The organism is Streptomyces sp. NBC_00104 (assembly GCF_045160825.1).
Classification (GTDB): Bacteria; Actinomycetota; Actinomycetes; order Streptomycetales; family Streptomycetaceae; genus Streptomyces.
In genome coordinates this window covers 9365829-9392768 of sequence record NZ_CP108215.1, presented here as the reverse complement: position 1 = coordinate 9392768, position 26940 = coordinate 9365829, and the positions used below count along the sequence as shown (strand labels likewise).

At 71.5% G+C, this 26940-nt stretch carries 19 protein-coding genes; 15 read left to right on the top strand and 4 right to left on the bottom strand.

Translation table 11 applies throughout. The features are described 5' to 3' along the window. Positions 1-5: 5 nt before the first annotated feature. The 5 genes from tal to gnd are packed head-to-tail and all read left to right on the top strand — an operon-like array spanning position 6 to position 6203. On the top strand, positions 6-1187 hold the full coding sequence (gene tal, locus OG272_RS41060) for a transaldolase (RefSeq protein ID WP_405895733.1): 1182 nt from the start codon (positions 6-8) through the stop codon (positions 1185-1187). Further along, positions 1184-2713 carry a glucose-6-phosphate dehydrogenase gene (gene zwf / locus OG272_RS41055; protein ID WP_326574655.1) on the top strand — a complete coding sequence of 510 codons (1530 nt, stop codon included), beginning with the start codon at positions 1184-1186 and terminating at the stop codon, positions 2711-2713. The genes tal and zwf overlap by 4 nt, the downstream gene beginning before the upstream one ends. Then, positions 2710-3648 (top strand): glucose-6-phosphate dehydrogenase assembly protein OpcA, encoded by a 939-nt coding sequence (opcA, locus tag OG272_RS41050; RefSeq protein ID WP_326574656.1) that lies wholly within the window; start codon positions 2710-2712, stop codon positions 3646-3648. The genes zwf and opcA overlap by 4 nt, the downstream gene beginning before the upstream one ends. After that, positions 3641-5314, top strand: coding sequence for a glucose-6-phosphate isomerase (gene pgi, locus OG272_RS41045; RefSeq protein ID WP_326574657.1), 1674 nt, complete (start codon positions 3641-3643; stop codon positions 5312-5314). Before opcA ends, pgi begins: the two co-directional genes overlap by 8 nt. Before the next feature lie 10 nt (positions 5315-5324). Next, positions 5325-6203 carry a phosphogluconate dehydrogenase (NAD(+)-dependent, decarboxylating) gene (gene gnd, locus OG272_RS41040; protein ID WP_326585541.1) on the top strand — a complete coding sequence of 293 codons (879 nt, stop codon included), beginning with the start codon at positions 5325-5327 and terminating at the stop codon, positions 6201-6203. Between the two features lie 149 nt (positions 6204-6352). On the opposite strand, the gene OG272_RS41035 is transcribed toward gnd, so the two are convergent. Beyond that, positions 6353-7183 carry a phosphotransferase gene (locus tag OG272_RS41035; protein ID WP_405895732.1) on the bottom strand — a complete coding sequence of 277 codons (831 nt, stop codon included), beginning with the start codon at positions 7181-7183 and terminating at the stop codon, positions 6353-6355. Between the two features lie 201 nt (positions 7184-7384). Here OG272_RS41035 and OG272_RS41030 point away from each other — a divergent pair, with 201 nt between their 5' ends. The 3 genes from OG272_RS41030 to OG272_RS41020 all read left to right on the top strand — a co-directional run bounded on the left by OG272_RS41030 (position 7385) and on the right by OG272_RS41020 (position 13378). Further along, on the top strand, positions 7385-10267 hold the full coding sequence (locus tag OG272_RS41030; RefSeq protein WP_405895731.1) for a peroxidase family protein: 2883 nt from the start codon (positions 7385-7387) through the stop codon (positions 10265-10267). Between the two features lie 68 nt (positions 10268-10335). Then, positions 10336-11808 carry a hypothetical protein gene (locus OG272_RS41025; protein ID WP_405895730.1) on the top strand — a complete coding sequence of 491 codons (1473 nt, stop codon included), beginning with the start codon at positions 10336-10338 and terminating at the stop codon, positions 11806-11808. Positions 11809-11908: 100 nt separating this feature from the next. Then, positions 11909-13378 (top strand): membrane-associated oxidoreductase, encoded by a 1470-nt coding sequence (locus OG272_RS41020; RefSeq protein WP_328224781.1) that lies wholly within the window; start codon positions 11909-11911, stop codon positions 13376-13378. Positions 13379-13391: 13 nt separating this feature from the next. Here OG272_RS41020 and OG272_RS41015 read toward each other — a convergent pair whose 3' ends face one another. Next, on the bottom strand, positions 13392-15182 hold the full coding sequence (locus OG272_RS41015; protein WP_405895729.1) for a bifunctional sugar phosphate isomerase/epimerase/4-hydroxyphenylpyruvate dioxygenase family protein: 1791 nt from the start codon (positions 15180-15182) through the stop codon (positions 13392-13394). A 130-nt stretch (positions 15183-15312) separates the two neighbouring features. Beyond that, positions 15313-16212, bottom strand: coding sequence for a shikimate dehydrogenase (locus tag OG272_RS41010; RefSeq protein ID WP_328224394.1), 900 nt, complete (start codon positions 16210-16212; stop codon positions 15313-15315). Positions 16213-16382: 170 nt separating this feature from the next. Between OG272_RS41010 and OG272_RS41005 the strand changes: the two genes are divergently transcribed. The 7 genes from OG272_RS41005 (at position 16383) to OG272_RS40975 (ending at position 24282) form a co-directional block, all read left to right on the top strand. Beyond that, positions 16383-17048, top strand: a complete 666-nt coding sequence (locus OG272_RS41005; RefSeq protein WP_326574664.1) for a TetR/AcrR family transcriptional regulator — start codon at positions 16383-16385, stop codon at positions 17046-17048. A gap of 413 nt (positions 17049-17461) precedes the next feature. Next, on the top strand, positions 17462-18802 hold the full coding sequence (locus OG272_RS41000; RefSeq protein WP_327726859.1) for an MFS transporter: 1341 nt from the start codon (positions 17462-17464) through the stop codon (positions 18800-18802). 168 nt (positions 18803-18970) lie between these two features. Continuing rightward, on the top strand, positions 18971-19546 hold the full coding sequence (locus OG272_RS40995; protein WP_327726860.1) for a hypothetical protein: 576 nt from the start codon (positions 18971-18973) through the stop codon (positions 19544-19546). A gap of 69 nt (positions 19547-19615) precedes the next feature. Further along, positions 19616-20194 (top strand): TetR/AcrR family transcriptional regulator, encoded by a 579-nt coding sequence (locus tag OG272_RS40990; RefSeq protein ID WP_327726861.1) that lies wholly within the window; start codon positions 19616-19618, stop codon positions 20192-20194. After that, positions 20191-21654 (top strand): MFS transporter, encoded by a 1464-nt coding sequence (locus tag OG272_RS40985; RefSeq protein ID WP_327726862.1) that lies wholly within the window; start codon positions 20191-20193, stop codon positions 21652-21654. Before OG272_RS40990 ends, OG272_RS40985 begins: the two co-directional genes overlap by 4 nt. Positions 21655-21679: 25 nt before the next feature. Further along, positions 21680-22906 carry a serine hydrolase domain-containing protein gene (locus OG272_RS40980; protein WP_326574669.1) on the top strand — a complete coding sequence of 409 codons (1227 nt, stop codon included), beginning with the start codon at positions 21680-21682 and terminating at the stop codon, positions 22904-22906. Positions 22907-23037: 131 nt separating this feature from the next. Then, entirely contained in the window at positions 23038-24282 is a 1245-nt protein-coding gene (locus OG272_RS40975) for a hypothetical protein (RefSeq protein WP_327726863.1), read from the top strand. A gap of 325 nt (positions 24283-24607) precedes the next feature. Here the strand turns inward: OG272_RS40975 and OG272_RS40970 are convergent, their stop codons facing one another. Next, entirely contained in the window at positions 24608-26731 is a 2124-nt protein-coding gene (locus OG272_RS40970) for a tetratricopeptide repeat protein (RefSeq protein ID WP_326574671.1), read from the bottom strand. Positions 26732-26940: the final 209 nt, after the last annotated feature.

Below are 26940 nucleotides of genomic sequence, written 5' to 3'. Positions count from 1 at the left end.
GGAAGATGATCACTGTGACCACCGAACCAGCCGTGGCGACCACCGCCACGGAACCCCTGAAGCGCCTCTCCGACGAGGGCGTCTCCCTCTGGCTCGACGACCTCTCCCGCGAACGCGTCACCTCCGGCGACCTCGCGAAGCTCGTCGAGACGCGCCACGTCGTCGGCGTGACCACCAACCCGTCCATCTTCCGGGCCGCCATCGGCTCGGGCGAGGGCTACGAGGACCAGCTCGCCGACCTCGCCGTGCGCGGGGTGACGGTCGACGAGGCCGTACGGATGATGACGACCGCCGATGTCCGCGCCGCCGCCGACGTCCTGCGCCCGGTGTACGACGCGACGGCGGGCCGGGACGGCCGGGTCTCCATCGAGGTGGACCCCCGGCTGGCGCACGACACCGCGGCGACGGTCGCCGAGGCCAAGCAGCTCGCCTGGCTCGTCGACCGCCCGAACGTGATGATCAAGATCCCGGCGACGAAGGCCGGTCTGCCGGCGATCACCGAGGTCATCGGGCTCGGCATCAGCGTCAACGTCACGCTGATCTTCTCGCTGGAGCGCCACTACGAGGTGATGCACGCCTATCTGGCGGGCCTGGAAAAGGCGCGGGCGGCGGGCCTCGACCTGTCCGCCATCCACTCCGTCGCCTCCTTCTTCGTCTCCCGCGTCGACGCCGAGATCGACAAGCGGCTGAGCCTGCTGGGCACGGACGAGGCGCTCGCCCTCAGAGGCCGCGCGGCACTCGCCAACGCGCGGCTCGCCTACGAGGCGTACGAAGAGGTGTTCGGCGAGGCGGGTCGCACGACCCACCCCGGCGGACGCTGGACCGCCCTCGCCGGGGCCCGGGCGAACAAGCAGCGCCCGCTGTGGGCGTCGACCGGCGTGAAGGACCCGGCGTACAAGGACACCCTGTACGTGGACGAGCTGGTCGCGCCCGGCACCGTCAGCACGATGCCGCAGGCCACGCTCGACGCCGTCGCGGACCATGGCGTCATCCGCGGCGACACGGTGAGCGGCGGCTACGCGCAGGCCCGCGCCGACCTCGCGGCCGTGGAGGCGCTCGGTGTCTCCTACGACGAGGTCGTGCGCCTGCTGGAGAACCAGGGTGTCGCCACGTTCGAGGCAGCGTGGCAGGACCTGTTGGACGCGGTGGCGAAGTCCTTGAACAGCAAGGGAGTTGATGGGGAATGACCGACGAGTGGCTCAACCCGCTCCGGGACGCGGACGACCGCCGGCTCCCCCGGATCGCGGGCCCGTCCGGGCTCGTCATCTTCGGGGTGACCGGTGACCTGTCCCGCAAGAAGCTGATGCCGGCCGTGTACGACCTGGCCAACCGGGGTCTGCTGCCGCCGGGCTTCTCGCTGGTGGGGTTCGCCCGCCGGGACTGGGAGGACGAGGACTTCGCGCAGATCGTGCACGACGCGGTCCGCGAGCACGCCCGCACCGAGTTCCGCGAGGAGGTCTGGCAGCAGCTCTCCGAGGGGATGCGGTTCATCCCGGGCGACTTCGGCGACGACGAGGCGTTCAAGCGGCTCCGCGAGGCCGTCGAGGAACTGGACAGCTCCCGGGGCACGGGCGGGAACTTCGCGTTCTATCTCTCCGTGCCGCCGAAGTTCTTCCCGAACGTGGTCAAGCAGCTCAAGAAGCACGGGCTGGCCAGTCCGCCCGAGGGCTCCTGGCGGCGCGCGGTCATCGAGAAGCCGTTCGGCCACGACCTGGCCAGCGCCCGCGAGTTGAACGCGGTCCTGCACGACGTGTTCGACCCGGAACAGGTCTTCCGCATCGACCACTACCTCGGCAAGGAGACCGTCCAGAACATCCTGGCGCTCCGCTTCGCCAACCAGATGTACGAGCCCATCTGGAACCGGAGTTTCGTCGACCACGTACAGATCACGATGGCCGAGGACATCGGCATCGGCGGTCGCGCCGGGTACTACGACGGCATCGGCTCGGCCCGTGACGTCATCCAGAACCACCTGCTCCAACTGCTGGCCCTGACCGCCATGGAGGAACCGGCGGCCTTCGACGCCGAGTCGCTGCTGACCGAGAAGCTGAAGGCGCTCAAGGCCGTACGGCTCCCGGAGGACCTGGGCCGGCACACCGTGCGCGGCCAGTACGCGGCGGGCTGGCAGGGCGGCGAGCAGGTGCCCGGCTATCTGGAGGAGGACGGCATCGACCGGTCCTCGACGACCGACACGTACGCGGCGGTCAAGCTGGGCATCGACAACCGCCGCTGGGCGGGTGTGCCGTTCTATCTGCGCACCGGCAAGCGCCTCGGCCGGCGGGTCACGGAGATCGCGGTCGTCTTCCAGCGCGCCCCGCACTCCCCGTTCGACTCCACGGCCACCGAGGAGCTGGGGCAGAACGCGATCGTCATCCGCGTCCAGCCCGACGAGGGGATGACCGTGCGCTTCGGTTCGAAGGTGCCGGGTACCTCGTTGGAGATCCGGGACGTCACCATGGACTTCGCGTACGGCGAGTCGTTCACCGAGTCCAGCCCGGAGGCGTACGAACGGCTGATCCTGGATGTGCTGCTCGGCGACGCCAACCTCTTCCCCCGCCACCAGGAGGTGGAGGAGTCCTGGAAGATCCTCGACCCGATCGAGGAGTACTGGGCCAAGCACGGCAGGCCCGCGCAGTACGCCTCGGGCAGTTGGGGCCCCGGGGAAGCGGACGAGATGCTCGCACGAGACGGACGGAGCTGGCGCAGGCCATGAAATTCGACCTGACTGACACCACGGCAAGCAAGATCAACAAGGCGCTGGTGCAGGGCCGCCGGGCCATCGGCACGCCCGCCGTGGGCATGGTCCTCACGATGGTGATCGTGACGGACGAGGAGAACGCGTACGACTCGATCAAGGCGGCCGAGGAGGCCTCGCACGAGCACCCCTCGCGCACCCTGGTCGTCATCAAGCGGCACGCCCGCACCCCGAAGGACCGCACCAAGTCGCACCTGGACGCCGAGGTGCGGGTAGGCGCGGACGCCGGCACCGGCGAGACGGTCGTCCTGCGGACGTACGGCGAGGTGTCCGACCACGCCGACTCGGTGGTCCTGCCACTGCTGCTGCCGGACGCGCCGGTGGTCGTCTGGTGGCCGGTGGACGCGCCGGAGAACCCGGCGAAGGACCCGCTGGGCGCGCTCGCCCAGCGCCGGATCACCGACATGTACGCCGTGGAGACCCCGCTCGCCGCGCTCGAACAGCGCGTCGCCTCCTACACCCCCGGCGACACCGACCTCGCCTGGACCCGGCTGACGCCGTGGCGTTCGATGCTCGCGGCCGCCCTCGACCAGGCCAAGGAGCCCATCACCGCGGCCGCCGTGGAGAGCGAGGGCGACAACCCGAGCGCCGAACTGCTGGCCCGCTGGCTGGAGGCCCGTCTCGGTGTGTCCGTCGAGCGTGTGCTGACCGCCGGGCCGGTCGTGACAGGGGTGCGCCTCGGCACCGCGAAGGGCGAGATCGTCATCGACCGCCCCGAGGGCCCGCTCGCCACGCTCACCCTGCCGGGCCAGCCGTCCCGCACCCTCGCCCTGAAGGTGCGCGCCACCTCGGAGCTGATCGCCGAGGAGCTGCGGCGCCTCGACGCCGACGAGATGTACGCCGTCGCCCTGCGCGGCGGCGAGGGCGCCGGGGAGGCAGCCACCCATGACTGACACGCCCCGGCTCGACCGGCGCCCCGAGTGGGCGGAGTTGGAGGACCATCGCGCCGGCCCGATGCTCCAAGCGGACCTGCGCGAACTGTTCGCGACGGATCCCGGGCGGGCGGAACGGTACGTCGTCCGGGTCGGCGATCTGCGTATCGACTACTCCAAGCACCTGGTCACCGACGAGACCCTCGCCCTCCTCCAGGAACTGGCCACCGCCACCGATGTGTTCGGGCTGCGGGACGCCATGTTCCGGGGCGAGCGCATCAATGTGACGGAGGACCGGGCCGTCCTCCACACGGCGCTGCGGGCCCCGCGTGACACGGTCGTCGAGGTGGACGGCGAGAACGTGGTGCCGAAGGTGCACGCGGTGCTCGACAGGATGGCCGCGTTCGCCGACCGGGTCCGCTCCGGCGGCTGGACCGGCCACACCGGCAGCCGTATCCGCAACGTCGTCAACATCGGCATCGGCGGCTCCGACCTGGGCCCGGCGATGGCGTACGAGGCGCTGCGGGCGTACACGGACCGGTCGTTGACCGTGCGGTTCGTGTCCAACGTGGACGGCGCCGACCTGCACGAGGCGGTGCGGGACCTGGACCCGGCCGAGACGCTGTTCGTCGTCGCGTCCAAGACCTTCACCACGATCGAGACGATCACCAACGCCACCTCGGCGCGCTCCTGGCTGCTCGCCGGGCTCGGTGGCGAGGAGAAGGCGGTGGCGAGGCACTTCGTGGCGCTGTCGACGAACGCCGGGAAGGTCACCGAGTTCGGCATCGACCCGGACAACATGTTCGAGTTCTGGGACTGGGTCGGCGGACGGTACTCCTTCGACTCGGCGATCGGGCTGTCCCTGATGATCGCGATCGGCCCGGACCGCTTCCGGGAGCTGCTGACCGGCTTCCGGATCGTGGACGAGCACTTCCGCACGGCCCCCGCCGACGCCAACGCCCCTTTGATCCTGGGCCTGTTGGGCGTCTGGTACGGCGACTTCCACAACGCCCAGTCGCACGCCGTGCTGCCGTACTCGCACTACCTCTCCAGGTTCACGGCCTACCTGCAGCAGCTGGACATGGAGTCCAACGGCAAGCACGTGGGCCGGGACGGGCTGCCGGTGGAGTGGCAGACCGGGCCGGTGGTGTGGGGGACACCGGGCACCAACGGGCAGCACGCGTACTACCAGTTGCTCCACCAGGGCACCAAGGTGATCCCGGCCGACCTCATCGGGTTCGCCCGGCCGGTCGCCGAGCTGGGCCCCGAACTCGCGGCGCAGCACGACCTGTTGATGGCCAACCTCTTCGCGCAGGGCCAGGCGCTGGCCTTCGGCAGGACCGCGGAGGAGGTGCGGGCCGAGGGAGTGCCGGAGGAACAGGTACCGCACCGCGTGTTCCGCGGCAACCGGCCGACGACGACGATCCTGGCGCCGGAGCTGACCCCGTCGGTGCTGGGTCAGCTGATCGCGCTGTACGAGCACAAGGTGTTCGTGCAGGGCGCGATCTGGAACATCGACTCCTTCGACCAGTGGGGCGTCGAGCTCGGCAAGGTCCTCGCCAAACGGGTGGAGCCCGCCCTGGCCGAGGGTGCCGACGTGCCCGGCCTCGACGCCTCGACGGCCGCTCTGGTGGCCGCCTACCGCACACTTCGACACGTTCATGACGCGCAGGGAGCAGTGAACTGACATGACAGCGATGCAGCTGGGCCTGATCGGTCTCGGCAAGATGGGCGGCAACATGCGCGAGCGGATCCGCCGCGCCGGCCACACCGTCGTCGGCTACGACCGCAACCCCGACGTCTCCGACGTGGGCAGCCTGGCCGAACTGGTCGAGCGCCTCGACGGCCCGCGCACGGTCTGGGTGATGGTCCCGGCCGGCGGCCCCACCCAGTCCGTCGTCGACGAGCTGGCGGAGCTGCTGTCGCCCGGCGACACCGTCGTCGACGGCGGCAACTCCCGCTGGACGGACGACGAGAAGCACGCGGCCGAGCTGGGCGCCAAGGGCATCGGGTTCGTCGACGCCGGTGTCTCCGGGGGCGTGTGGGGCCTGGAGAACGGTTACGCCCTGATGGTCGGCGGCGACAAGGAGCACGTCGAGCGGCTCCAGCCGATCTTCGAGGCGCTCAAGCCGGAGGGGCCGTACGGCTACGTCCACGCCGGCAAGGTCGGGGCCGGGCACTTCTCCAAGATGGTCCACAACGGCATCGAGTACGCCATGATGCAGGCGTACGCCGAGGGCTGGGAGCTGCTGGAGAAGGTCGACTCGGTGACGGACGTCCGCGAGGTGTTCCGCTCCTGGCAGGACGGGACCGTCATCCGCTCCTGGCTGCTGGACCTCGCCGTCAACGCGCTCGACCAGGACGAGCACCTGGAGAAGCTGCGCGGCTATGCCGAGGACTCGGGTGAGGGGCGGTGGACGGTGGAGGCCGCCATCGACAACTCCGTGCCGCTGCCGGCGATCACCGCGTCACTGTTCACGCGGTTCGCGTCGCGCCAGGACGACTCCCCACAGATGAAGATGATCGCCGCGCTGCGTAACCAGTTCGGCGGGCACGCGGTCGAGTCGACGAAGTAGCGACGAAGTAGGCGACGAGTAAGCGACGAGTAAGCGACGAAGCAAGGCTGGGGCGTCTTCGGTGCGTGGGTGCGTGGGTGCGTGCCGGAGCGTCGTGGCCGGTCGCGCGGTTCCCCGCGTCCCTTCGGGGCGCGGGTGGCTGACGTTCCTCAGGGCAGCAGGGCGGTGGTGAAGGTGTCCCTGTGGGTCGTCAGCCAGGTTCGGACGCGATCCCAGCGAGTCCAGCCGCCCCGTTCCGCGAGGACCTGGCGGTAGACGGGGTCGCCTTCGGCGACTCGCGCGGCCACAAAGGCCCGGCAGGCCTCCGTGGCCTGCTCGATGACGTCGGGCAGGGCCGCGCGGTCGGGTGCGCGGAGGCCGTAGCTGTCGGCGAGGACGCGCAGGCGCCGGGGCGCGTCCAGGGCGCCGCCCGGGTAGAGGGCGGCCGCCGACTCGGGGTCGAGCATGGGGACCCAGTAGCGGGCCGTCATGGCCACGTCCCAGAGCGGGCGGCCCGGGGCCGCCAGATCGAAGTCGATCAGGGCGGCGGCACGGCCGTCGCGGAAGACGACGTTGTCGGGGCGGACGTCGTTGTGGCAGAGGATCGTTCCGCCCTCGGGGTCGGCCAGGTCCCGGGGCCAGGCGGCACCGGTGTCGACCGGGAGGGCCGCGCTCGCCGCGTGCAGGTCGAGCAGCAGAGTCCCCACGGACGCGAGGGCGCTCTCGGTCAGCGCCCAGGGCGGGAACGGCGGCAGCGGCACCTCGCCGGGGACGAAGGTCAGCCGCTCGCGGCCGTCCGGTGTGAGGCCGACGGGAAGCGGCGCCCCGTCGAAGCCGTGCCTGCGCAGTGCGTGGAGGTGGGCGTGGAGGGCGGGCGCGGCGGCCGGCGCGGGGCGGTCGACGTGGGCGCCCCGCCGGAAGACGGCACCGGCGTTCACCGAGCCACCGATGAGCGCTTCGCCGCCGTACGGAAAGTCCGGCGCCCCACCCTCGACAGTCATGCCGATCACGCTAGCCCCTGCCCTCGAACGCGACCGCGACATGGCGGAATGCGATATTCACCCGCATTATTGTCAGATGTGCACATGGCGTGAACTGTCGCTGTGGCCGGAACCCCGCCGCCGGTAGCGTGCGGCCCCTGTCCCGTATGCGCTTCGCATGCATTCCGCACGCATCCGTACGTCCGTACGAAGGAAACGCCGATGGCCGAGACCGGGCAGCACGATCAGCGGTACGAGCGGTACGACGGGGGCAGCCCCGAGGCCGAGCGGCTCGTGTTCGAGCGGTTGGCGCGGGAGCTGATGGAGGTCCAGGTCAGGAACCGGCGGGCCGGGGGCGGCGGGACCGCGCGGGCGTTCCACGCGAAGGCGCCGCTGGGCGTGGAGAACGCGCGGCTGCGCTTCCACGACGACCTCCCGGTGGCGCTGCGGGTCGGCTTCGCGCAGCCCGGCGCCGACTATCCGGCGGTGGTCCGGCTGTCCAACGCGAGCGGGATCCGGCAGGGCGACGGCTCGCCGGACCTGCGGGGCGCGGCGGTGCGGATCCAGGTGGCGGAGGGCGTGAGCCATGACCTGCTGGCCACCAGTCATCCGGTGTCGCACGCGAGCGACGCGCGGGAGTTCGTGGCGTTCGCCAAGGCCATGGCAGGGGCCCGGAGTCCGCTCCAGAAGGCCTTCGGGCTGTTCGTGAAGCTGCCGTTGGCGGTGGGGCCGGCGACGGCCACGCGGATGCGGCGCAATGTGCGGGCGGCCACCCGGCGGACCGTCGACTCCCTTGCCAACGAGACCTATTGGAGCCGCGGGGCCATTCTGTGGGGCGAGGCCGGGCCCGTGCGGTATCTGCTGCGGCCGGCGCCCGGTACGCCGACGGCGGCCGCGCCCGACCGCCGGGACCCGGACTTTCTGCACCGGGAGCTGGCGCGACGCCTCGGGCAGGCGGACGTGGCGTTCGATCTGTGTGTGCAGCGGTACGTGGACGAGCGGCGCACGCCCATCGAGGACGCGGCGGTGGAGTGGAAGGACGCGGTGGCGCCGTCGGTGCCGGTCGCCCGGCTCACCATCCCCGCCCAGGAGCTGGACGGCGCCGAGGCACGCGCGGCCGCGCGCCGGATCGAGGATCTGACCTTCAATCCCTGGTACACGACGGACGACTTCCGGCCATTGGGCCATATCAACCGGGCGCGGAAGGCCGGGTACCAGGCGAGTGGCGCCCACCGTCTCGGGCTGCGCTTCGTCACCGCGGAACCGTGGCGCAACAGGGTGCTCGGTCGTCCCGTGGGTGCCGTCTTCGGGCTGCTGAACCGTGTCGTGCCGTGGCACCGGCTGCCGTTGTCGCTCAGTCTGCTGAACCTGGTGTTCCTGCGGAGGGTGCTGCGCAAGCTGAACCTGATCGACACCGAGGTCCGCGAGGCGCCGCCGAAGGCCCAGCCCGTGCCGGAGCCGGTCCCGGAGCGGCTGCGCACGGAGCGGTCGTACGACGGGACGTACAACGATCTGTCGGCCCCGGGGATGGGCGCGGTGGGAGCCGCCTTCGGGCGGAACCTGAAGCCGGACTACCGGCCGGACACCTTCGACACACCGAACCCGGTCACGGTCAGCAGGCAGCTGCTGTACCGGGAGAGTTTCGTGCCGGCGACCTCGCTGAACGTGCTGGCGGCGGCGTGGATCCAGTTCCAGGTGCACGACTGGGTGAACCACCGGCGGTACAAGACCGGTGACCGCAGCGTGGAGGTGCCGCTGCCGCCCGGCTTCGACGGTGACTGGCGGAACGTGCCGGGCGGGCCGACGGAACGGGTGATGCGGTTCGCGGAGAACGAGGGGCTGGAGGCTCCGGGCCGCCCGCCGATCCTGTTCGCCAACTCCGCCTCGCACTGGTGGGACGGCTCCGAGGTGTACGGCGAGGACGAGCGGACCGCGCGCTTCCTGCGCGAGCCGGACGGGGGCGCGAAACTCCGCCTGGAGGACGGCCACCTGCCGGGCAGCCCGAACGGCATTCCGCTCACCGGATTCAACGAGAGCTGGTGGATGGGGCTCAGCTCGCTGCACACGCTGTTCGCGCGGGAGCACAACGCGGTGTGCGACGCGCTGCGTGCCGAGTACCCGTCGATGAGCGAGGAGAAGGTCTACCACACGGCCCGGCTCGTGGTGTCGGCGCTGATCGCGAAGATCCACACCGTGGAGTGGACGCCGGCGATCCTCGCCACCGAGGCGATCGATCTGGCGCTGCACACCAACTGGTCCGGCCCGCCCAGGAACTGGCTCAACCAGCTGGGTCTGTGGCTGTTCGAGGCGCACTCGCTGACCGGCATCCCGAAGACGCTGCCGGACCACCACGCGGCGCCGTACTCGCTGACCGAGGACTTCACGACCGTCTACCGCATGCATCCGCTGATCCCGGACGACTTCGAGCTGCGGGAGCACCAGTTCGGGCGGCGGCTGGAGACGGTGGGCTTCCTGGACATCCAGGGCGGGGCGGCCGAGGCACAGATCCGCAAGACGGGCCTCGCGAACGCCCTGTACTCGTTCGGCATCGCCCACCCGGGTGCGATCACGCTGCACAACTTCCCGCGCTCGCTGCAGCGCTTCGAGCGCGACGGGGAGATCATCGACCTGTCGGTCGTCGACCTCGTCCGGACGCGCCGGCGCGGGGTGCCGCGCTACAACGACTTCCGGGCCGGACTGCACCGGGGGCGGATCCGTTCCTTCGAGGAGCTGACGGAGAACCCGGAGACGCTGGCGCGGCTGAAGGACGTCTACCGCGGCGTCGACGAGATCGACACGGTGGTCGGGCTGTTCGCGGAGAACCCGCCGGAGGGCTTCGGGTTCAGCGACACCGCGTTCCGCATCTTCATCCTGATGGCCAGCCGACGGCTGCAGAGCGACCGCTTCCTGACCGTCGACTACCGGCCGGAGGTCTACACACCGCTCGGCATCGACTGGGTCGAGAAGGGCGGCATGAACTCCGTGGTCCTGCGCCACTGCCCGGAGTTGGCGCCTCTCCTGCCGCGCGGGGCGAGCGCGTTCGCGCCGTGGCGGACGGTTCGGGAGACGAGCAACGGCCCTGCGAGCGACGGCGGTTCACCATGACGCCGTGACACACGACCCGGGGGTGTGACACGCCCCCGGGTCCGAACCACACAACGGGGGAAAATCGAATGACGTTCACCGACGAGCAGTCCGAGCTGCCCGGATCCCAGGGGTTGTCCGCGATACCCGGGGCCGGCGAGCAGCTCGCGGTCCAGGATCAGCCCGGTACGACCGTCGCCACCACGCACCCGGGCCTCGCCGACCTCTTCGGGCGCCCGCTGCTGCGGACCGTGTGGCGCCGCCGGACCCACCGCGTGAGCCGGGGTGCCAAGGTGTCCGCCGGGACCATGACCTACACGTCCCGCAACGCGGTGCAGCCGCTCTCCGAGCTGGAGGAGGCGGTGCTGATCGCGATCACCGGCACCACGGGGCTCACCATGCCCGACCGGCCCTTCGAGGACCCGGACAACGGCACACCCATCATGTCCAAGCCCAACCTGACGATGGCGGGCCGCACCGCCGGGAGCCCGGACAACGCACAGGGCACCCACTTCTTCCTCGTCAACGACTCGGGCACCTACTTCCTGCGCAGGCTGAAGCCGGCGCCCGACGAGCCGTTCGACGCCGAGACGCTGATGGCGCGGGCGCGCGAGGCGAAGGTGAAGGTCCTGGACCACCGCCTCGACGTCGCTCCCGGCAAGCGGGACTTCCCGGCGTACCTGGACTCCAACCGCTTCCTGTCCAACCTCGCCGGAACGACCCTGCTGTTCCCGGTGGTCGATCTCTCCCATCAGTACGTGAACGCGCTGATGTATCTGCTCACGCAGCCGGACGGGGCCCGCCCGACCCTCGTCGACGACCGCAACTTCTACCGGCCCGCCGGGGTGAGGAAGTGGGTGAAGAACGGCTTCCTCAACGGGGATCTGAAGCTGCCCCTCGGTGCCCTCGGCCCGATGCGCACCCAGATCGAGGCGGACCTGCTGCTGCAGAACCTGATGCTCACGGCCGAGGCGATGGGCCTGGGCGCCTGGATCCACGCCACCATCAACCCGCAGATCGCCCTCGGCGACCCGAAGTTCTCCCGGGCGTACGGCAGGATGCTGGGCTTCGACTTCGTCACCCCGCGCTGGCGCCCCGCCGACATCTGGCGCTGGCACGTCCCCCTGCCGAAGTACGCCAAGGTGCGCTCGCACCCGGTGCGGCTCCCCTCCCCCGACGGCGGCGCCCCGCTGATCGCCGCCGCGTGCCCGCCCACGTTCGGGACCATGTCGGAGGCCGTGGAGACGGTCATCAAGGAGAAGTTCGGCCCCCAGGGCGTCTACACCGACCGGGACGTCTTCGCCCGCATCTACCGGGAGGACTACGGGCAGCGCTATCTCACCGAGGCCAGTGAGTACGAGGAGCGGGTGATCGACTGCGCCCGGGACATCTGCGAGTACATCCTCCGTACACACGGCCGCTTCCCGGCGCACACGGACGCGATCCATGTCCCGGGCGTGTGGCTCCAGGTCCACCACGTGGAGAACGAGTACTACGAGCGGTTCTTCACGAACGGCCTCACGGACGCGCACCGGGGCCATGCCGAGGCCTGGGGGCACTAGCGGACGGGGGGCCGGTGCGACCGACCGGGATCCGGCCAGGAACGCGGGGCCGGATCCCGGTAGTTGACAGGTACAAGCGTTGCGGGTGAGATTCCCGGTGATGATGATCAACGATCTGACGGTGGCCGAGCGCCGGGTGTGGGACGCCTTTCCGCTGGGCGCGGCGGTGGACTTCGGGACCATGGAGGTCACGACCGCCGAGGACGCGGCGGCCGGCGCCGGGTGGGGCCCGGAGCGGACCGTACGGGCCCGGGTGCTAAGGGCGTTGCTGCTCACCGCGCCCCAGGAGGAGGGCGAGGTGGCCGCCCTCAAGATCGCGGGCGCCCGGATCACCGGCAGACTGGAGCTGAAGTACGCGACGGTCGGCAGTGTGGTGCGCCTGAGCGAGTGCCACTTCGACGAGGTTCCCGACTTCTCGGGCGCACAGTTCACCTACCTCAATCTGACCAAGTCCGTGCTGCCAGGCCTGCGTTCGGCGAGGGTGCGGGTCGACGGCGGGCTGCGGTTGACGGGCTGTCGGTTCCGGGGACCGGTGAAGCTGACCGGGGCGCAGATCTCCGGAACGCTGTTCATGGAGCGGGCCGAGTTCACCGCGGCGGACGACGAGCCCGCACTGCGGCTCAACCAGGCGGAGATCGGGGAGGAGTTGTGCGCCCCCGGGCTGCGCGCGGACGGCGAGGTCCGGCTCGGCGGCGCCCATGTCGCCGGCACCGTCGACCTCAGGCACGCACGGCTGCACCGGCCCGGCGGCACCGCCCTCGCCGCGGAGACACTGGCCACCGAGTCCGATGTCGTGCTGCGGCACGCGGACGTACGCGGCCGGATCGAGCTGCGCGGGGCCCGGGTGGGCGGCCAGCTGGACCTGGCGTACGCGCGGCTGTCGAATCCCGGCGCCATGGCGCTGCGGGTGAGCAGTTCCGTCATCAGCGAACTGTGGCTGCGCGACGGTCCTCCGATGGAGGGCGTCCTCAACATGCGCCGCGCCCAGATAGAGGTACTGGTCCTGGAGCCGGACATGCTGCCGGAGAAGGTGCTCCTGAACAGCCTCACCTACACCTCCCTCATCCCGCACGAGCCCGCCCAGCGGCGGTTGCCCATGCTGGAACGGGACGCGGAGAGCTATCTGCCGTACTCCTACGAGCAGTTGACCGCCGCGTACCGCAGGATCGGCGACGACGACGCGGCCCGGCGCGTCCAGCTCGCCAAGCAACGCCGCCATCGCGCCACGCTCCGGTGGCACGGGCGGCTCTGGGGCTACGCCCAGGACGCCACGGTCGGCTACGGCTTCCGTCCGCTGCGTGCGGCCGTCTGGCTGCTGTCGCTGATGGCGGTGGGCTCGGTGGCGTACGCGGTGCACCCGCCGAGCCCGCTCAAGGCGGACGAGGCTCCGGTCTTCAACTCGGTCTTCTACACCCTCGACCTGCTTCTGCCGATCATCGACTTCGGACAGGAGCGGGCGTACGCGCCCGAGGGCCCGACTCAGTGGCTGTCGTACGTCCTCATCATCACCGGCTGGATCCTGGCGACGACGGTCGTCACCGGTGTGACGCGTACCGTCAGCCGCCAGTAGCCCCCGACTCCCTTTACCTGAGCGGCCGTTGGGCGTGCTGGGCGGCGAGCCGCACGGGCGCGTTCTGCGCGCCGTAGCCCTTGTACCCGCCGTCCCGCTGGACGAGTTCGAAGAAGACGCGGCCGACGGTCTCGGTGTAGCAGTGGCGGAACTCGCCGTCCGCGTCACGGTCGTAGAGGACGCCGAGTGCGCGATACGTCTCGAGCTCGCCGTCGGCGAACTCGAACCGTGCGGCCAGGTCGTCGTAGTAGTTCGCGGGGACGGCCAGCAGCCGGCCCCCGGCCGCGCGGAAGGCACGGGCCGCGGCGACGACGTCGTCCGTGGTCAGGGCGATGTGCTGGGCGCGTGCGATGTCGTCGGTCGGAGCCGGACCGACGCTGAGGGCGATCCGGACGGTGCCGTCCTCGTTGGTCACCGGCCTGCTGCGGAACAGGCCGTAGGGGTCGGCGACATCGACGCTGTCGCTGGCATGGAGGCCGAGCACCGTGCGGTGGAAGAGGGCGGCCTCGTCGAACTGATGCCAGGGCTGGGTCAGCGCGAGGTGGTCGACGCGGTGGACGTGGCCCGCGTCCCCCGCATGTTCCACGGGCCGGAAGTCCCCGGTCCAGCTGGGGAGTTCGGGACGGTCGGTGGCGCAGAAGAAGAGTTCCGTGCCGTCGGGCGCGGCGACCGCGTCCAGCGCCGCGTCCTCGGCGGCCCGGCGGCGCGGCAGCACCGGCGCGAGCAGGGACTCGGCCCGGCGGGCGGCGCCGGCCGGGTCCGGTGACTCCAGTCCGATCGCGGCGAGCTGGGTGCCGTCGCGCCGCGCGGCCGGCCCGGTGTTGACCAGCACCCGCGCCTCGCCCTGCTGCCACAGGTCCACCGGCTTGCTCCGATGCCGGGCCGTGCGCGCGAAGCCGAGCGCACCGAGCAGCGCGCCCACGGGTTCGGCGTCGGGCGTGACCAGTTCGGCGAAGGCGACCCCCGTGGGCACCACCCGCTCCGGCAGCGCGGCGATGCCCGCCGCCTCCTGGAGCATCAGCAGCGAGCGGTGGGCGTCCACGGCGGTGGGCCCGGCCTCGGCCTGCCGGAAGACGTCGTTGAAGACCTCCAGCGACAGCGGCCCGTCGTATCCGGCGGCCCTCACATGCCTGACCAGCCCGGTGACGTCGAAGCCGCCCTGTCCCGGGAAGCACCGGTAGTGCCGGCTCCACTGCAGCACGTCCAGCGCCATCAGCGGGGCGTCCGCCAGCTGCAGGAAGAAGATCTTCTCGCCGGGGATGTCCTCGATTCCCTTGGGGTCGGACCCGCGGGCGAGAATGTGGAAGCTGTCCAGGCAGGTGCCGAGCGCGGGATGGTCGGCCGCTTCGACGATGCGCCACGCATGGTCGTACGTACTGACGTGCCGCCCCCACGCCAGCGCCTCGTACGCGACCCGAATCCCGAACTCCTTTGCAAGATCGGCCAGTTGACGCAGATGGTACGCGGCGAGCGCGTCGTCGTCCTCGGCGAGCGGATGGACGCTGGAGCAGACGAGCACCGTGTCGACACCGAGGCGGCCCATCAGCTCGAACTTGTGCCGGGCCCGCCGCAGATTGCGGTCGAACACCTCCGCCGGCACGGCCTCGATGTCCCGCATCGGCTGATAGAGATCGATGCTCAGCCCCAGATCCGCACAGCGAGCCCGGACCTCCTCGGGCGCGAGCGGGCTGGCCAGCAGATCGTTCTCGAAGATCTCCACCCCGTCGAAGCCGGCCCGCGCGGCGGCGGTGAGCTTCTCGGTGAGGGACCCGCTGAGGGAGACGGTGGCGATGGAGGTACGCATGGTGGTGCTCCTTCGAGGCTCAATGGTGTGGCAGCGCGCTCGTCATCGGGCGCCCCGTGAGGGGCGCGGGGAACTGCGCGACCAGCCACCGACAACCCGCGTCCGACAGGCCGGCGCGCCCCTACGGCGCTCAGTTACGGACACCAGCGACACCGGCCAGCTCCGCGATGTCGGCCAGCATCCGCGAGGCGTCCGGCTCCCGCCCGGTGAACAAGCGGAACGCGTCCACCGCCTGGAACACCGCCATCCCTCCCCCGTCGAGCGTGGCGCAGCCGAGCTCCCGGGCGACCCGCAACAGCTCCGTCTCCAACGGCCGGTACACCACCTCCGCCACCCACAGCCCGGGATGCAGCAGCTCCGCGGCGAAGGGCAGCCCGGGATGCGCGGCCATCCCGGTGGGCGTCGCGTGGACGACCCCGTCGGCCGCGCCCAGCAGCACCGGCAGCGCGTCCGGTGTCGCCGCGGCGGCCCGCCCCGGACCGAAGTGGCGGTTGAGGGAGGTGGCGAGGTCGGTCGCCCGGTCGGGCATCGGGTCGACGACGGTGACGTGCTCCGCGCCGAGGGTGAGCGTGGCGTGGGCGACGGCCGCGCCGGCGCCCCCGGCGCCCAGCTGCACCACCTTCTCCAGCGGGGCGTCGGGCAGGCCTCGGGCGAAGGACGCGGCGAAGCCGGTGACGTCCGTGTTGTGGCCGATGGCGCGACCGTCCTCGAAGACGACGGTGTTGACCGCGCCGAGTGCGGCGGCCTGCGGGGCGAGCCCGTCGAGGTGCTCGATGACGAGCTGCTTGCACGGGTGGGTGATGTTCAGCCCGTCGAAGCCCAGGTCACGGGCGGCGCGTACGAGGTCTCCCACCGCCTCCGGCCCGACGCCGAGGTCGTCGATGTCGATCAGCCGGTACAGATAGCGCAGCCCCTGCCGGTCGGCCTCGCGCTCGTGCAGGGCGGGGCTGAGCGAGGGCCCGATTCCGGAACCGATGAGGCCGACGAGATACGAGTCCCGCGAAGAGACAGGGTTCGAGACCTTGGGCACGGCGGGGCCTCCTGAGCGGCTCACTAATGTACGAACTAGTACGTTAGTCATAGCAGCCGGGATCGCGCAGGGGAAGTCCTCCTCGCGAACGCGTCCGGGAACGCGGCGCCGAGCCGACGAGCGCGGGCTTCTACAATCGCGGTCACTGGCCCCTTGCCCGAAGGAACGCGATGACCAGCGTCGAAGAACCGGCACGACCGAACGGGCGCATCCGTGACGCCGCCCGCACCAAGGCCGAGATCCTCGACGTCGCGACCAGGGAGTTCGCCCGTTCCGGGTTCGCCGGGGCCCGGGTCGACGAGATCGCCGCCCAAACCCGCACCACGAAGCGGATGATCTACTACTACTTCGGCGGCAAGGAGCAGTTGTTCACCGCCGTGCTGGAGCGGGCGTACTCCGTGATCCGGCAGACGGAGCAGGAGCTGGACGTCGAGCATCTGGACCCGGTCGCGGCCATCCGGCGACTGGCCGAGGTGACGTTCGACCACCACGAGGCGCACCCCGACTTCATCCGCCTGGTGAGCATCGAGAACATCCACGAGGCCGAGCACATCGCCTCCTCCGAGATGCTCGGCAAGATCGGCTCGCCCGCGCTGGACGTGATCCGCCGGATCCTGGAGTCGGGCCGGCGGTCGGGCCTGTTCACGGCCGACGTCGACGCCGTCGACCTGCACGCGATGATCAGCTCCTTCTGCTTCTTCCGGGTCGCCAACAGGCACACCTTCGGCGCCCTCTTCGGCCGCGACCTGGTCGCCCCCGGCCGGCGCGACCACTACCGCCAGATGCTGGGCGACATGGTGATCGCGTACCTGACGGCGGACCGCGCGTCGGACTGACGGCGGACCGCGCGTCGGACTGACGACGGACCGCGCGTCGGCCTGACGGCGGACCGCTCCTTGGACTGCAGGCGGACCGGCCGCGCACCGAGGGCCGGCAGACGGCAGGCCGGCGGCAGGGGCAGGGCAACGCATCGTGGCCCGCCCGCGGGGAAGCGGAACGGTCTCGGTCGGGTCTCGTCCGGAAGATCCTTCGGCATGACCTCTTGACACCCGGGAAACGTCGGCGCAACATCCGTAGCCAACCGCTACTAACTATCCAGTGCGTTAATTAGCCGGGTAGCACCCGGCGCGGCCGCCCCATCACCCCAGGGACCCGGCTCCCAGCCCCCTCCCCCCGCTTCGCCCGTCTCGCCTTGCCTTCCTCCTCTTCACTCCTCTCTCATGGGGGAGATCCCTCGAAGGAGCACGCCGTGTCCGTCCCCGCCGCACCTCCCGGGCAGCCCAAGAAGGCCGCTACGGCCGCCTGGATCGGCAGCGCCCTGGAGTACTACGACTTCTTCATCTACGGCAGCGCCGCCGCCCTGATCTTCCCGACGGTCTTCTTCGACGAGTCCGACCCGGCCACCGCGACCCTGCTGTCGCTGGCCACGTTCGGTGTCGCGTACGCGGCGCGGCCGGTCGGCGCCCTGTTCCTCGGGCACTTCGGCGACCGGCTGGGCCGTAAGAAGATCATGGTCTTCACGCTGATCCTGATGGGCGTGTCGACGTTCCTGATCGGCTGCCTCCCCACCCGCGACCAGGTCGGCACCCTCGCCCCGGTCCTCCTGGTGCTCTGCCGTGTGCTCCAGGGCATATCGGCCGCCGGTGAGCAGGCGAGCGCGAACTCGATGACGCTGGAACACGCACCGGCGGACCGGCGCGGCTTCTTCACCAGCTTCACCCTGAGCGGCACCCAGGGCGGGCAGCTGCTCGCCACCCTGGTCTTCATCCCGATCGCCGCGCTCCCCGAGGACCAGCTGCTGTCCTGGGGCTGGCGCGTGCCGTTCTGGATGAGCATCGCGGTCGCCGTCGTCGGCTATGTCATCCGCCGCACGCTGGAGGAGACCCCGGCCTTCACCCAGCAGACCGAGTCCGAGGGCGTCGCCAAGCTGCCGCTGGTCGTCCTGCTGCGTGAGCACTGGGCGGACGTGCTGCGGGTGATCGCGGGCGCGCTGGTCGCCTCGGTCTCCACGATCTTCACCGTGTGGGCGCTGGCGTACGGCACGAGCGAGTCGGTCGGCCTGTCCCGTTCGTCCATGCTGTGGGTGGGCGCGCTCGCCAACCTGGTCGCGCTCGCCGCGATCCCCCTGTGGGCCACGCTCTCCGACCGCATCGGCCGCCGCCCGGTGTTCCTGATCGGCGCGGCCGGCAGCGCGGTGATGATGTTCGTCTACCTGTGGGCGATCTCCACCGGCGCCTACCCGCTGGTCCTGATCCTCGGCATCGTCACCTTCGGTGTCGTCTACAGCGCCGCGAACGGCATCTGGCCCTCCTTCTACGGCGAGATGTTCTCCACCCGGGTCCGGCTGTCCGGCATGGCGATCGGCACCCAGATCGGCTTCGCCATCGCCGGTTTCGCCGTCACCTTCGCCGCGCAGATCGCTGGCCCGGACGGCGACGACTGGTTCGCCGTGGCCCTGTTCACCACGGCCCTGTGCGTCCCCCCGGTTCTCGCCGTCCTCACCGCCCGCGAGACCCACAGGATCCCGACCGAACTCCTCGGCACCCGCGCCCCGCGCGAGAAGAACGACCGGGAGCGCGTCGCGGCCTGAGCCACGACCGAGTCCCGCTCCGGGTCCCCGGACACCCCGAGGTGCCCGGGGGCCCGTGCGTGGCGGCGGGCCCCGCGAGAACGACCCTGACGCGGAGGCCCGCGCAGCTCAGCGGCATGATGACCGCACTGCCGCGACCACGCGGCACCACACCACGGGGGGACGATTTTGAAGCGCGGCGAGGACCCCTATAGAGCCGCCCCGCCTCCATGGTGGGGATGGCCGTCGGCCGAGACGAGCCGACGGCGTTGGCGGATCGCCCTGATCGTCCCGCTCGTCGGCGCGGCGGGGTGCGGCCTGCTCTTCCTGCTCGGGATCGGCGCGATGGCCCTGCTGTTGCTGGTGAGCCGCCTGTCGGTCCCGATTCCCGACGGCGAGCCCTTGGCCATGAGCACGGCCGAGATCACCGGAACATGGGTCGACGAGGAGGGCGGGCGGCTGACGCTCGAGGAGAACGGGACGTTCGCCTCGGACGGGATCTGCGGCGACTTCAGCGACGGGGACCTCAACGCCGCCGTGGCGCCGGATCCGGGCGCGGGCACCTGGGAGCTCTACACCCACGACGGCCCCGACTCGGGCGAACCCTCGTCGGAGGTTCAACTGACCTTCACACCCGGCACGGTGTGGACGGAGTACGAGGCCCGGGGCACGTCGAAGCACCCCGTCCTGTGGATGTACATCGGCGATCCCGACGAGGGCCGGCTGTGCGTACTGGAAAGGGCAGCCGACCGCACCAAGGAGTAGGCGGGCGAGCGGACCAGCGGGCAGCCTGCTCAGTAGACACTGTCTACATCCTCCTGGTAGACAGTGTCCATGAGCGAGCCGAACACGGGGCTGCGGTCCCGGCTGGTCGATGTCGGGGTCGAGCTGGTGACCGCCGAGGGTGTGCAGGCGCTGTCCCTGCGGGAGATCGCGCGGCGGGCGGGGGTGTCACACGGGGCGCCGCGCCGATACTTCCCGACCCACCTGGAACTGCTGTCGGCCATCGCGCGCCGGGGATTCGAGGAACTGGCGGTCAGGGGGGTCGCGGCGCTCGGGGACGGTACGGCGAGCCCGCGTGAGCAGATCGCGACGCTGGGCCGCGTGTATCTCGACTTCGCGCTCACCAACCGGGGCATGCACGAACTGATGTTCCGTCACGATCTGCTGGAGAGCAATGAGTTGGGGCTGCGCGACAGCAGTCTGCCGATCTTCACCCTGCTGGTGGACCTCGTCGGGCGGGCCCGGCCGGACGCCGACGCCCGGCTCGTCGCCGGCGCGCTGCTGGCGAACCTCTACGGCATCGCCCAGCTGTGGACGTGGGGCAGCCTCCAACTGACCACGGGTGCCGATGACTTCGCACCCCTGCTGCACACCGCGCTGGACGCGCACCTGGGCGGCGAGGAGCGATGACGGCACCCACGACGCAGGCCGGTGTCGACCGGAGTGGGCGAATATCCGCTCCGCACCGCCGTCTCACCCTCGCGAACAGCGTGCTCGGTGCCGTGATCGTCGCCCTCGACGGAACGGTGCTGACGATCGCTCAGCCGACCCTGCGACGCGACCTCGACGCCTCCCTCACCGAGGTGCAGTGGACCAGCACCGGCTATCTGATCGCGGTGGCCGGGCTGTTGGTGTTCGCGGGGCGGATCGGGGACCGGTTCGGGCATCAACGGGTGTTCGCATGGGGGGTGTTGGGCTTCGGGGTGGCTTCCGCGGGCATCGGGTTCGCGCCCGGTGTGGGCTGGGTGATCGGCTTGCGGGTCGTCCAGGGCGTCTTCGGCGCGCTGTTGCAGCCCGCCACGCTCGGGATGCTGCGGGCCGCGCTCCCGCCCGACCGGCTGGGGATGCCCATCGCGCTGCGGACCAGCGCCATCGGCGTGGCCGTCGCCGCCGGTCCGCTGGTCGGCGGTGTGCTCGTCGCCCAGGTGGGCTGGCGGGCGGTGTTCTTCCTCAACGTCGTACCGGCACTGGTCATGGGCCTGCTGGCACTGACGGTGCGCGCCCCGCAGACGGGGCGGGAGAGGCCTGCGGAGCCGGCGGGGCAGGCTTCCGGCGCCCGCCTCGACCTGCCCGGCGCCGCGCTGCTCGCCGTGGCCCTGGCGGCTGTCGTACACACGCTGGTCGGGGTGCCGGAGCACGGCTGGACGGCCACGGGTGTGCTCGGCCTGCTGATCGCCGCCGTATGCGTCCTCGCCCTCGTACGCCATGAACAGCGCACCCCCGAGCCGCTGTTGCCGTCCGCCGTGCTGGGCTCGGCCACGGTGTGCGCGGCGCTCGGGATGCTGGTCGTCGCGTCGGCGGCGATGCTCGGCGCGCTGTTCGTGTGCAGCTTCGTCCTCCAGGACGTGCTCGGCATGGACCCGCTGCGCACGAGCCTCGTCGCGCTGCCCGGCGGCGTGACGATGGTGCTCGGGGCGCCGCTCTCGGCCGTACTGCTGCGCCGGTGGGGCGCCCGTCCCACGGCTCTCACAGGGACGGCGCTGCTCACCTTCGGTGTGCTGGCGCTGTCCCGGCTCGGCCCCGGGTCGTCGACGGTGCTGGCCGGAGGCGGGTTCCTGTTGTTGGGTGCCGGTTTCGGCGCGCTGATGGTCACCGCCACCGCCGTCGTCGTACGGCATGCGCCGCCGGAGTCGGCGGGGGTGGCCGGCGGGCTGCAGCAGACCGCGATGAACGTCGGCCCGACGCTGGGGGTGGCGGCCGCGACCACGCTCATGCCGCTCGGCTCGGGCCCCGCGCTGCTGTTCCTGGCCGGTGTGGCCGCGCTCGGTGCGCCTCTTGCCCTGCGAATGCCCCGACCCGCCCGCCCCGCGAGGGATGGAACGCGATCAGTACGGAACGATGAAGGCAAGAAGGATGAACGCGAGCCGTGACCCGGGCCACCGGAGGAGAACCACCATGGAACGACTGAGCCGAGACGTCGAGCCGCGCGAGGCCGGCCTCGACCCGAAGACCCTGGCCCGCCTGGACGAGTACCTGGGCCTTCAGGTCGACGAGGGCCGGCTGCCCGGCTACCTGTTGTCCCTGGCCCGCGGCGGTCGCGTCGCCCACCTCACGACGTACGGGCAGCGCGACCGCGAGGCCCGGCTCCCCGTCGAGACCGACACGTTGTGGCGGGTCTACTCCATGACCAAGCCCGTCACGTCGGTCGCGGCGCTGATACTGATCGAGGAGGGACGGCTGTCGCTCACGGACCCGGTCTCCCGCCACCTCCCGGAGTTCGCCGAACCGCGCGTGTACGAGTCCGGTGAGGGCGCCGGCGTCCGGACCCGCCCGGCCGAGCAGCCGATCCTCGTGCGTCATCTGATGACCCACACCTCGGGCCTGACCTTCGGCTTCTACTACGACCACCCCGTCGACGCGCTCTACCGCGACGCGGGCCTGGAGAACTCCGTACGGCCGGGCGCCGACCTGGCCACGACGTGCGCGGAGTACGCGAGCCTTCCCCTGCAGTTCGAGCCGGGCTCGCAGTGGAACTACTCCGTCTCCACCAACGTCCTCGGCCGGATCGTCGAGGTGGTGTCGGGGCAGGACCTCGACGCGTTCTTCGCCGAGCGGATCCTCGGCCCGCTCGGCATGACGGACGCGGGCTTCCGGGTCAGCCCCGAACAGGCGCCCCGGCTGGCCGAGTTGTACGGCGAGCAGGAGGACGGGTCGATCGCGCCCGTGCCCGGTCTCCCGCTGCGCGGCCGGCCGCGCTTCCTGTCCGGCAGCGGCGGCATGGTCGCCACCGCCCGGGACTACCACCGCTTCGCCGAGTTCCTGCGCCGCCGCGGCGAACTCGACGGCGTACGGCTCCTGTCCCCCGAGTCCGTGGACATGATGGCCACCAACCAGTTGCCGGGCGGCGTCGACATCCACACGTACGGCAGTGCCTTCCACCGCCAACCCGGCAATGTGGGCGTCGGCTTCGGGCTCGGCGTCTCCGTGGTGATCGACCCCTCCGCGACCGAATGCCCGTCCTCCCCGGGCACGTTCGGCTGGACCGGCGCCGCCACCACGACCTTCTGGGTGGATCCGCGCCGTGACCTGACGGTTCAGTTCATGACGCAGGTCCGGCGGCGGTCGTCGTTCTCCGTCTATCCGGAGTTGAAGCGGTTGGTGCACGAGGCCGTCGTGGGCTGAGCCCGATCCGGGCCAGGCCGACCGCTTCCCGGGGCCGGGGCAAGGATTCTGCAAGGAACCGGCAAGGGCACCGTCCAGTCGCGCGGGCATGAGCGCTCGTATCCAATCGGCTGTACGACACGGGGGATGTCATGTCGGCATTCGGTACACCCGCTCAGTCCTCGCGCCTCCCGCGGATCCACGGGGCTCCGGCCCGGCAGTGGCTGACGCTGACCGGGCGCAGAACCGTCCTGGTGGTCGCGCACACGGTCACCTACGTCAAGCGCCTGCTCGACGTCGTCGCACTGCTGGAGTCGGACTTCCGTATCCAGGTGGTGTTCACCGTCCCGCCGCACGAACTCAGCGACGGCACCGTCCGCTATCTGAGGCGGTCGGGCGGCGTGGTGCTGCCCTGGAAGGAGGCGGCGCGCACCGAGTTCGACCTCGCGGTCGCGGCGGGTCCCCGTGTCATGGAGCGCGTGCGGGCCCGCGTGGTGCTGCTGCCGCACGGCGCCTGCTTCCTCAAGCGCTTCGCCGGAGCACCGGACTCGGCGGTCTTCGGGCTGCGCCGCGAGGATCTGTGCCCCGGCGGAGAGCCGCCGGCCGCGGTCGTCCTGGCCCACGAGGCCGACCGTGACGCGCTGGCCCGCTCCTGCCCCGAGGCGCTGCCCGTCGCCCATGTGGTCGGCGACCCGGCGCACGATCGCATCGCCGCGAGCCTGCCCGAACGGGACGCCTACCGGCGGGCGTTGGGCCTCCACGGCGGCCGGCGCCTGGTCGCGGTGACCTCCACCTGGGGCCCCGAGTCGGCCTTCGCCCGCTTCGAGACCCTCCTGCCCCGCCTCGTCCACGAACTCCGCGACGACAGCCATCGCCTCGTCGCCCTCGTCCATCCCAACGTGTGGTCCGGCCACGGCTCCCGCCAGGTACGCGCGTGGCTCGCGTCCTGGACGGAGCGGGGACTGGGTGTCGTACCCCCCGACATGGACTGGCGCCCCGTCCTCTGCGCCGCCGACCTCGTCGTCGGTGACCACGGTTCGGTGACGCTGTACAGCACACTGACCCAGGCCCCGATCCTGCTGGCCGGTGCGGCGGAGAGCGAGACCAACCCTGCCTCGCCGGCCGCCGACCTGGCTCTGCTGGCTCCGGCCCTCTCCCCGTTCCATCCCCTGACCGGGCAGTTCGCGTACGCGACCGCCGAGTACCGCCGTCCCGCGTACGAGCGGATCGCGGGCCGCATCACCTCGCAACCGGGCCGCTTCAACCGCAACATGCGGGCACTGCTGTACCGCCTGCTGGGACTGGGCCAGCCGGCCCACGCTCCGGCGACCCGGCCCCTTCCGGCACCGGACGCCTCCAGGATCTGGCCGGGCGCCGGCATGGGCGTGTCGGCGTGACCGCGTCCGGGAAGAAGCGTGGGGGACCGCGCGACCTGTCCCGAACAGCCATCAGCCGCGTGGTCGCCCACGGGCCCACGGCGCCCCAAACCGGACACGCTCGCGGGGCGGCCGGCGCCGCGTGGTTCGCCGGGTGCCTCTGGGGCGACGTCGACGATCGCACCTGCCGCCGGGACCTGGCGGACGTACTCGTCGGCCGACGGCCGAGGCCGAACGCCGCCGTGGCCGGCCGGGAGGCGAGCGGACTGCTGGCCACGCACCCCGGCTGTCTCCTGGTCGTCCTGCCGTTGACGGGTGGAACGTGGCTGGCCGCGGCCCGGACCGGTCACTCCCCCGGCAGCCCCTCGCATCGCGCGCTCACCCGGCGCGCGTCGTCCGCGCCGACGGTCGCGGCCAGCGGCAGCGCCCGCCGGTAGTAGTCGCGGGCGGCCTCTGGGTCGCCCGCGTCCTGCGCGGACTGCCCCAGCATCTCCAGGGTGCGAGCCTGCCAGTGAACGGCACCCGACCGCTCGAACGTTCCCAGGGCGACGCGGAGTTGCTCCATACCCTCCTCGATCTCACCGGACCGGGCCCGGGCCCGCCCCAGGAAGGCCAGCGCCCGCGCGGCGTCATGCGGGTCGCGCACGGCCGTGAGGATGGCGTGGGCGCGCTCGAAGTGCCGTACGGCCGCCGCCGGTTCACCCGAGGCCGACGCGATCTCGCCCAGCACTGTCCGGGCCAGCCCCGTGCCGCGCGGATACCCCACGTCCTCCCACAGGGAGACGGCCTCCTCCAACAGGGTCACGGCTTCGGCGAGTCGTCCCGTCTCGTAGTGGGCGGCCCCCAGGCCCAGCAGCGCCTGCCCCTCGTCCCGACGGTCTCCTGCGGCCCGAGCGGCGTCGCGCGAGGCGGCGTACCAGGTGATGGCCTCCTCGGTACGCCGGGCCGCGCTCAGGCCGATGGCACCGGAGTTGAGCATCTGGCGCTCCGCCTCGGCGTGCCCGGCGCGCCGGGCGGCGGCGAGCCCGAGCTCGTGGGCCTCGATCCACAGATCGTAGTGACGCAGCCGTAGGAAGAGCGGCCACATGGCGTCGACGAGCTGCCAGGTCAGCGTCGACCAGTGGCGTTGGGCGGCGTCGCGCAGTACCGCCATCAGATTCACGTGGTGCCCCTCGAGCCAGTTCAGGGCGCCCGGTTCGTCGGTGAACGGCGGTTCCAGATCCGGCCACCGCTCGTCGGCGCGTTCCAGGGTGAACTGCGCGGGAGTGATCAGCTGTTGGGCGGCGGTGGCGGCCGCGAGGTACCAGTCGCCCGAGCGGCGCAGCGCCTCGTCGCGTTCGTGGTCGGCCCCGTGCTGGCGGGCGTGGAGACGGATGAGGTCGTGGAAGCGGTAGCGGTCCTCACCGAGGTCCTGGAGGAGGTGGGACTCGACGAGGACATCGAGCAGTCCGTCCGCCTCGTCGAGGGTGAGGGCGCCCGCCGCCGCCGCGAGCCGGCTGTCCAGCTCGGGCGTGGGCAGTTGTCCCAGCAGACGGTAGAGCCGGGCGGCCGGGGCGGGCAGCGCCCGGTAGGACTCGTCCAGTGCTCCGCACACCGCTGTCTCTCCCTCCACGGCCAGGACGGCCAGTCGGTCACCGGGCCGGGCGAGCGCGTCGGCCAGGACGCGCAGCGGCTGCCGGGGGCGGGCCGCCAACCGGGCCGATGCCACGCACACCGCCAGGGGCAGCCCCGCGCACAGGCTGACCACCTCGCGCGCGGCCGCCGGGTCGTCGGCCACCCGCTCCCGGCCGACGGCTCTGATCAGCAGTTCCTCCGCCGCGTCGGGTGGCATCACATCGAGGGTGTGGAAGACCGCTCCGTCGATGCCGAGCCCGGTCAGTCTGCGGCGGCCGGTGACGACCACGAGACTCTCGTCGGATCCCGGCAGCAGCGGCCGGGCCTGGGCCGCGGTGCAGGCGTTGTCCAGCAGGACGGCGAGCCGCAGCCCGGAGGTGAGCGAGCGCCACAGCGCGCTCTGTTCGGCCGTGTCCGCCGGTACGGGGCCGGGATACAGCGAACGGAGGAACCGTCCGAGGATCTCGCCCGGTCCGGCCGCGTCCGCGAGGTCGTGGCCGCGGAGGTCGGCGTAGAGCTGCCCGTCGGGGAAGTCGTCGCCGATGCGGCGGAGCCACCGAGTCGCCAGGGAGGACTTGCCCACCCCGGCCGGCCCGGTCACCACGACCAGCCCGGTGCGGTGCGGCAGGAGCCGCCCGAGTGCGTCGAGGTCGCCCTGTCTGTCCGTGAAGTGGCGTATGGCTGGCGGTAATTGACGAGGCACGGGCAGGGGGGTGACCGGCGCCGCGGCGGACTGCCACATGTGGGTGTGGATGCCACCGTGCACCTCGGCCGTCTGGACCACGACGCCCGACACCCGTGCGGCTCCGCCGACGAGGTTGCTGGTCCGGCCGGTTCCTTCGATGTCGCCGCTCATTCTCTCCGCCCCCGTGGTCGAATCCGAGCCCGCGACGGGCACCGACGTGTGCCATCTACACAGATCAGAGGTGGCCTACCCGCCACGGCTCCCGGATAAAGGACAAAGATTCGGCCGACAGTTCGATGACTGTCTGGTTTCCCAGGTGACGAGGTGTCATCCTGTGCAGTCTGCGCGGTCCTGGAACGGGTGTGCCGGCGAGAGGAACG

Excerpts from the sequence above, each read along its gene's own strand:
- OG272_RS41035 (WP_405895732.1), bottom strand. The coding sequence starts at position 7,183 with ATGACTGTCGAGGGTGGGGCGCCGGACTTTCCGTACGGCGGCGAAGCG.
- gnd (WP_326585541.1), top strand. The coding sequence starts at position 5,325 with ATGCAGCTGGGCCTGATCGGTCTCGGCAAGATGGGCGGCAACATGCGC.
- OG272_RS40980 (WP_326574669.1), top strand. The coding sequence starts at position 21,680 with ATGGAACGACTGAGCCGAGACGTCGAGCCGCGCGAGGCCGGCCTCGAC.
- OG272_RS40985 (WP_327726862.1), top strand. The coding sequence starts at position 20,191 with ATGACGGCACCCACGACGCAGGCCGGTGTCGACCGGAGTGGGCGAATA.
- opcA (WP_326574656.1), top strand. The coding sequence starts at position 2,710 with ATGAAATTCGACCTGACTGACACCACGGCAAGCAAGATCAACAAGGCG.
- OG272_RS41030 (WP_405895731.1), top strand. The coding sequence starts at position 7,385 with ATGGCCGAGACCGGGCAGCACGATCAGCGGTACGAGCGGTACGACGGG.
- OG272_RS41025 (WP_405895730.1), top strand. The coding sequence starts at position 10,336 with ATGACGTTCACCGACGAGCAGTCCGAGCTGCCCGGATCCCAGGGGTTG.
- OG272_RS41015 (WP_405895729.1), bottom strand. The coding sequence starts at position 15,182 with ATGCGTACCTCCATCGCCACCGTCTCCCTCAGCGGGTCCCTCACCGAG.
- OG272_RS41020 (WP_328224781.1), top strand. The coding sequence starts at position 11,909 with ATGATGATCAACGATCTGACGGTGGCCGAGCGCCGGGTGTGGGACGCC.
- OG272_RS41005 (WP_326574664.1), top strand. The coding sequence starts at position 16,383 with ATGACCAGCGTCGAAGAACCGGCACGACCGAACGGGCGCATCCGTGAC.
- OG272_RS40975 (WP_327726863.1), top strand. The coding sequence starts at position 23,038 with ATGTCGGCATTCGGTACACCCGCTCAGTCCTCGCGCCTCCCGCGGATC.
- zwf (WP_326574655.1), top strand. The coding sequence starts at position 1,184 with ATGACCGACGAGTGGCTCAACCCGCTCCGGGACGCGGACGACCGCCGG.
- OG272_RS40990 (WP_327726861.1), top strand. The coding sequence starts at position 19,616 with ATGAGCGAGCCGAACACGGGGCTGCGGTCCCGGCTGGTCGATGTCGGG.
- OG272_RS40970 (WP_326574671.1), bottom strand. The coding sequence starts at position 26,731 with ATGAGCGGCGACATCGAAGGAACCGGCCGGACCAGCAACCTCGTCGGC.
- tal (WP_405895733.1), top strand. The coding sequence starts at position 6 with ATGATCACTGTGACCACCGAACCAGCCGTGGCGACCACCGCCACGGAA.
- pgi (WP_326574657.1), top strand. The coding sequence starts at position 3,641 with ATGACTGACACGCCCCGGCTCGACCGGCGCCCCGAGTGGGCGGAGTTG.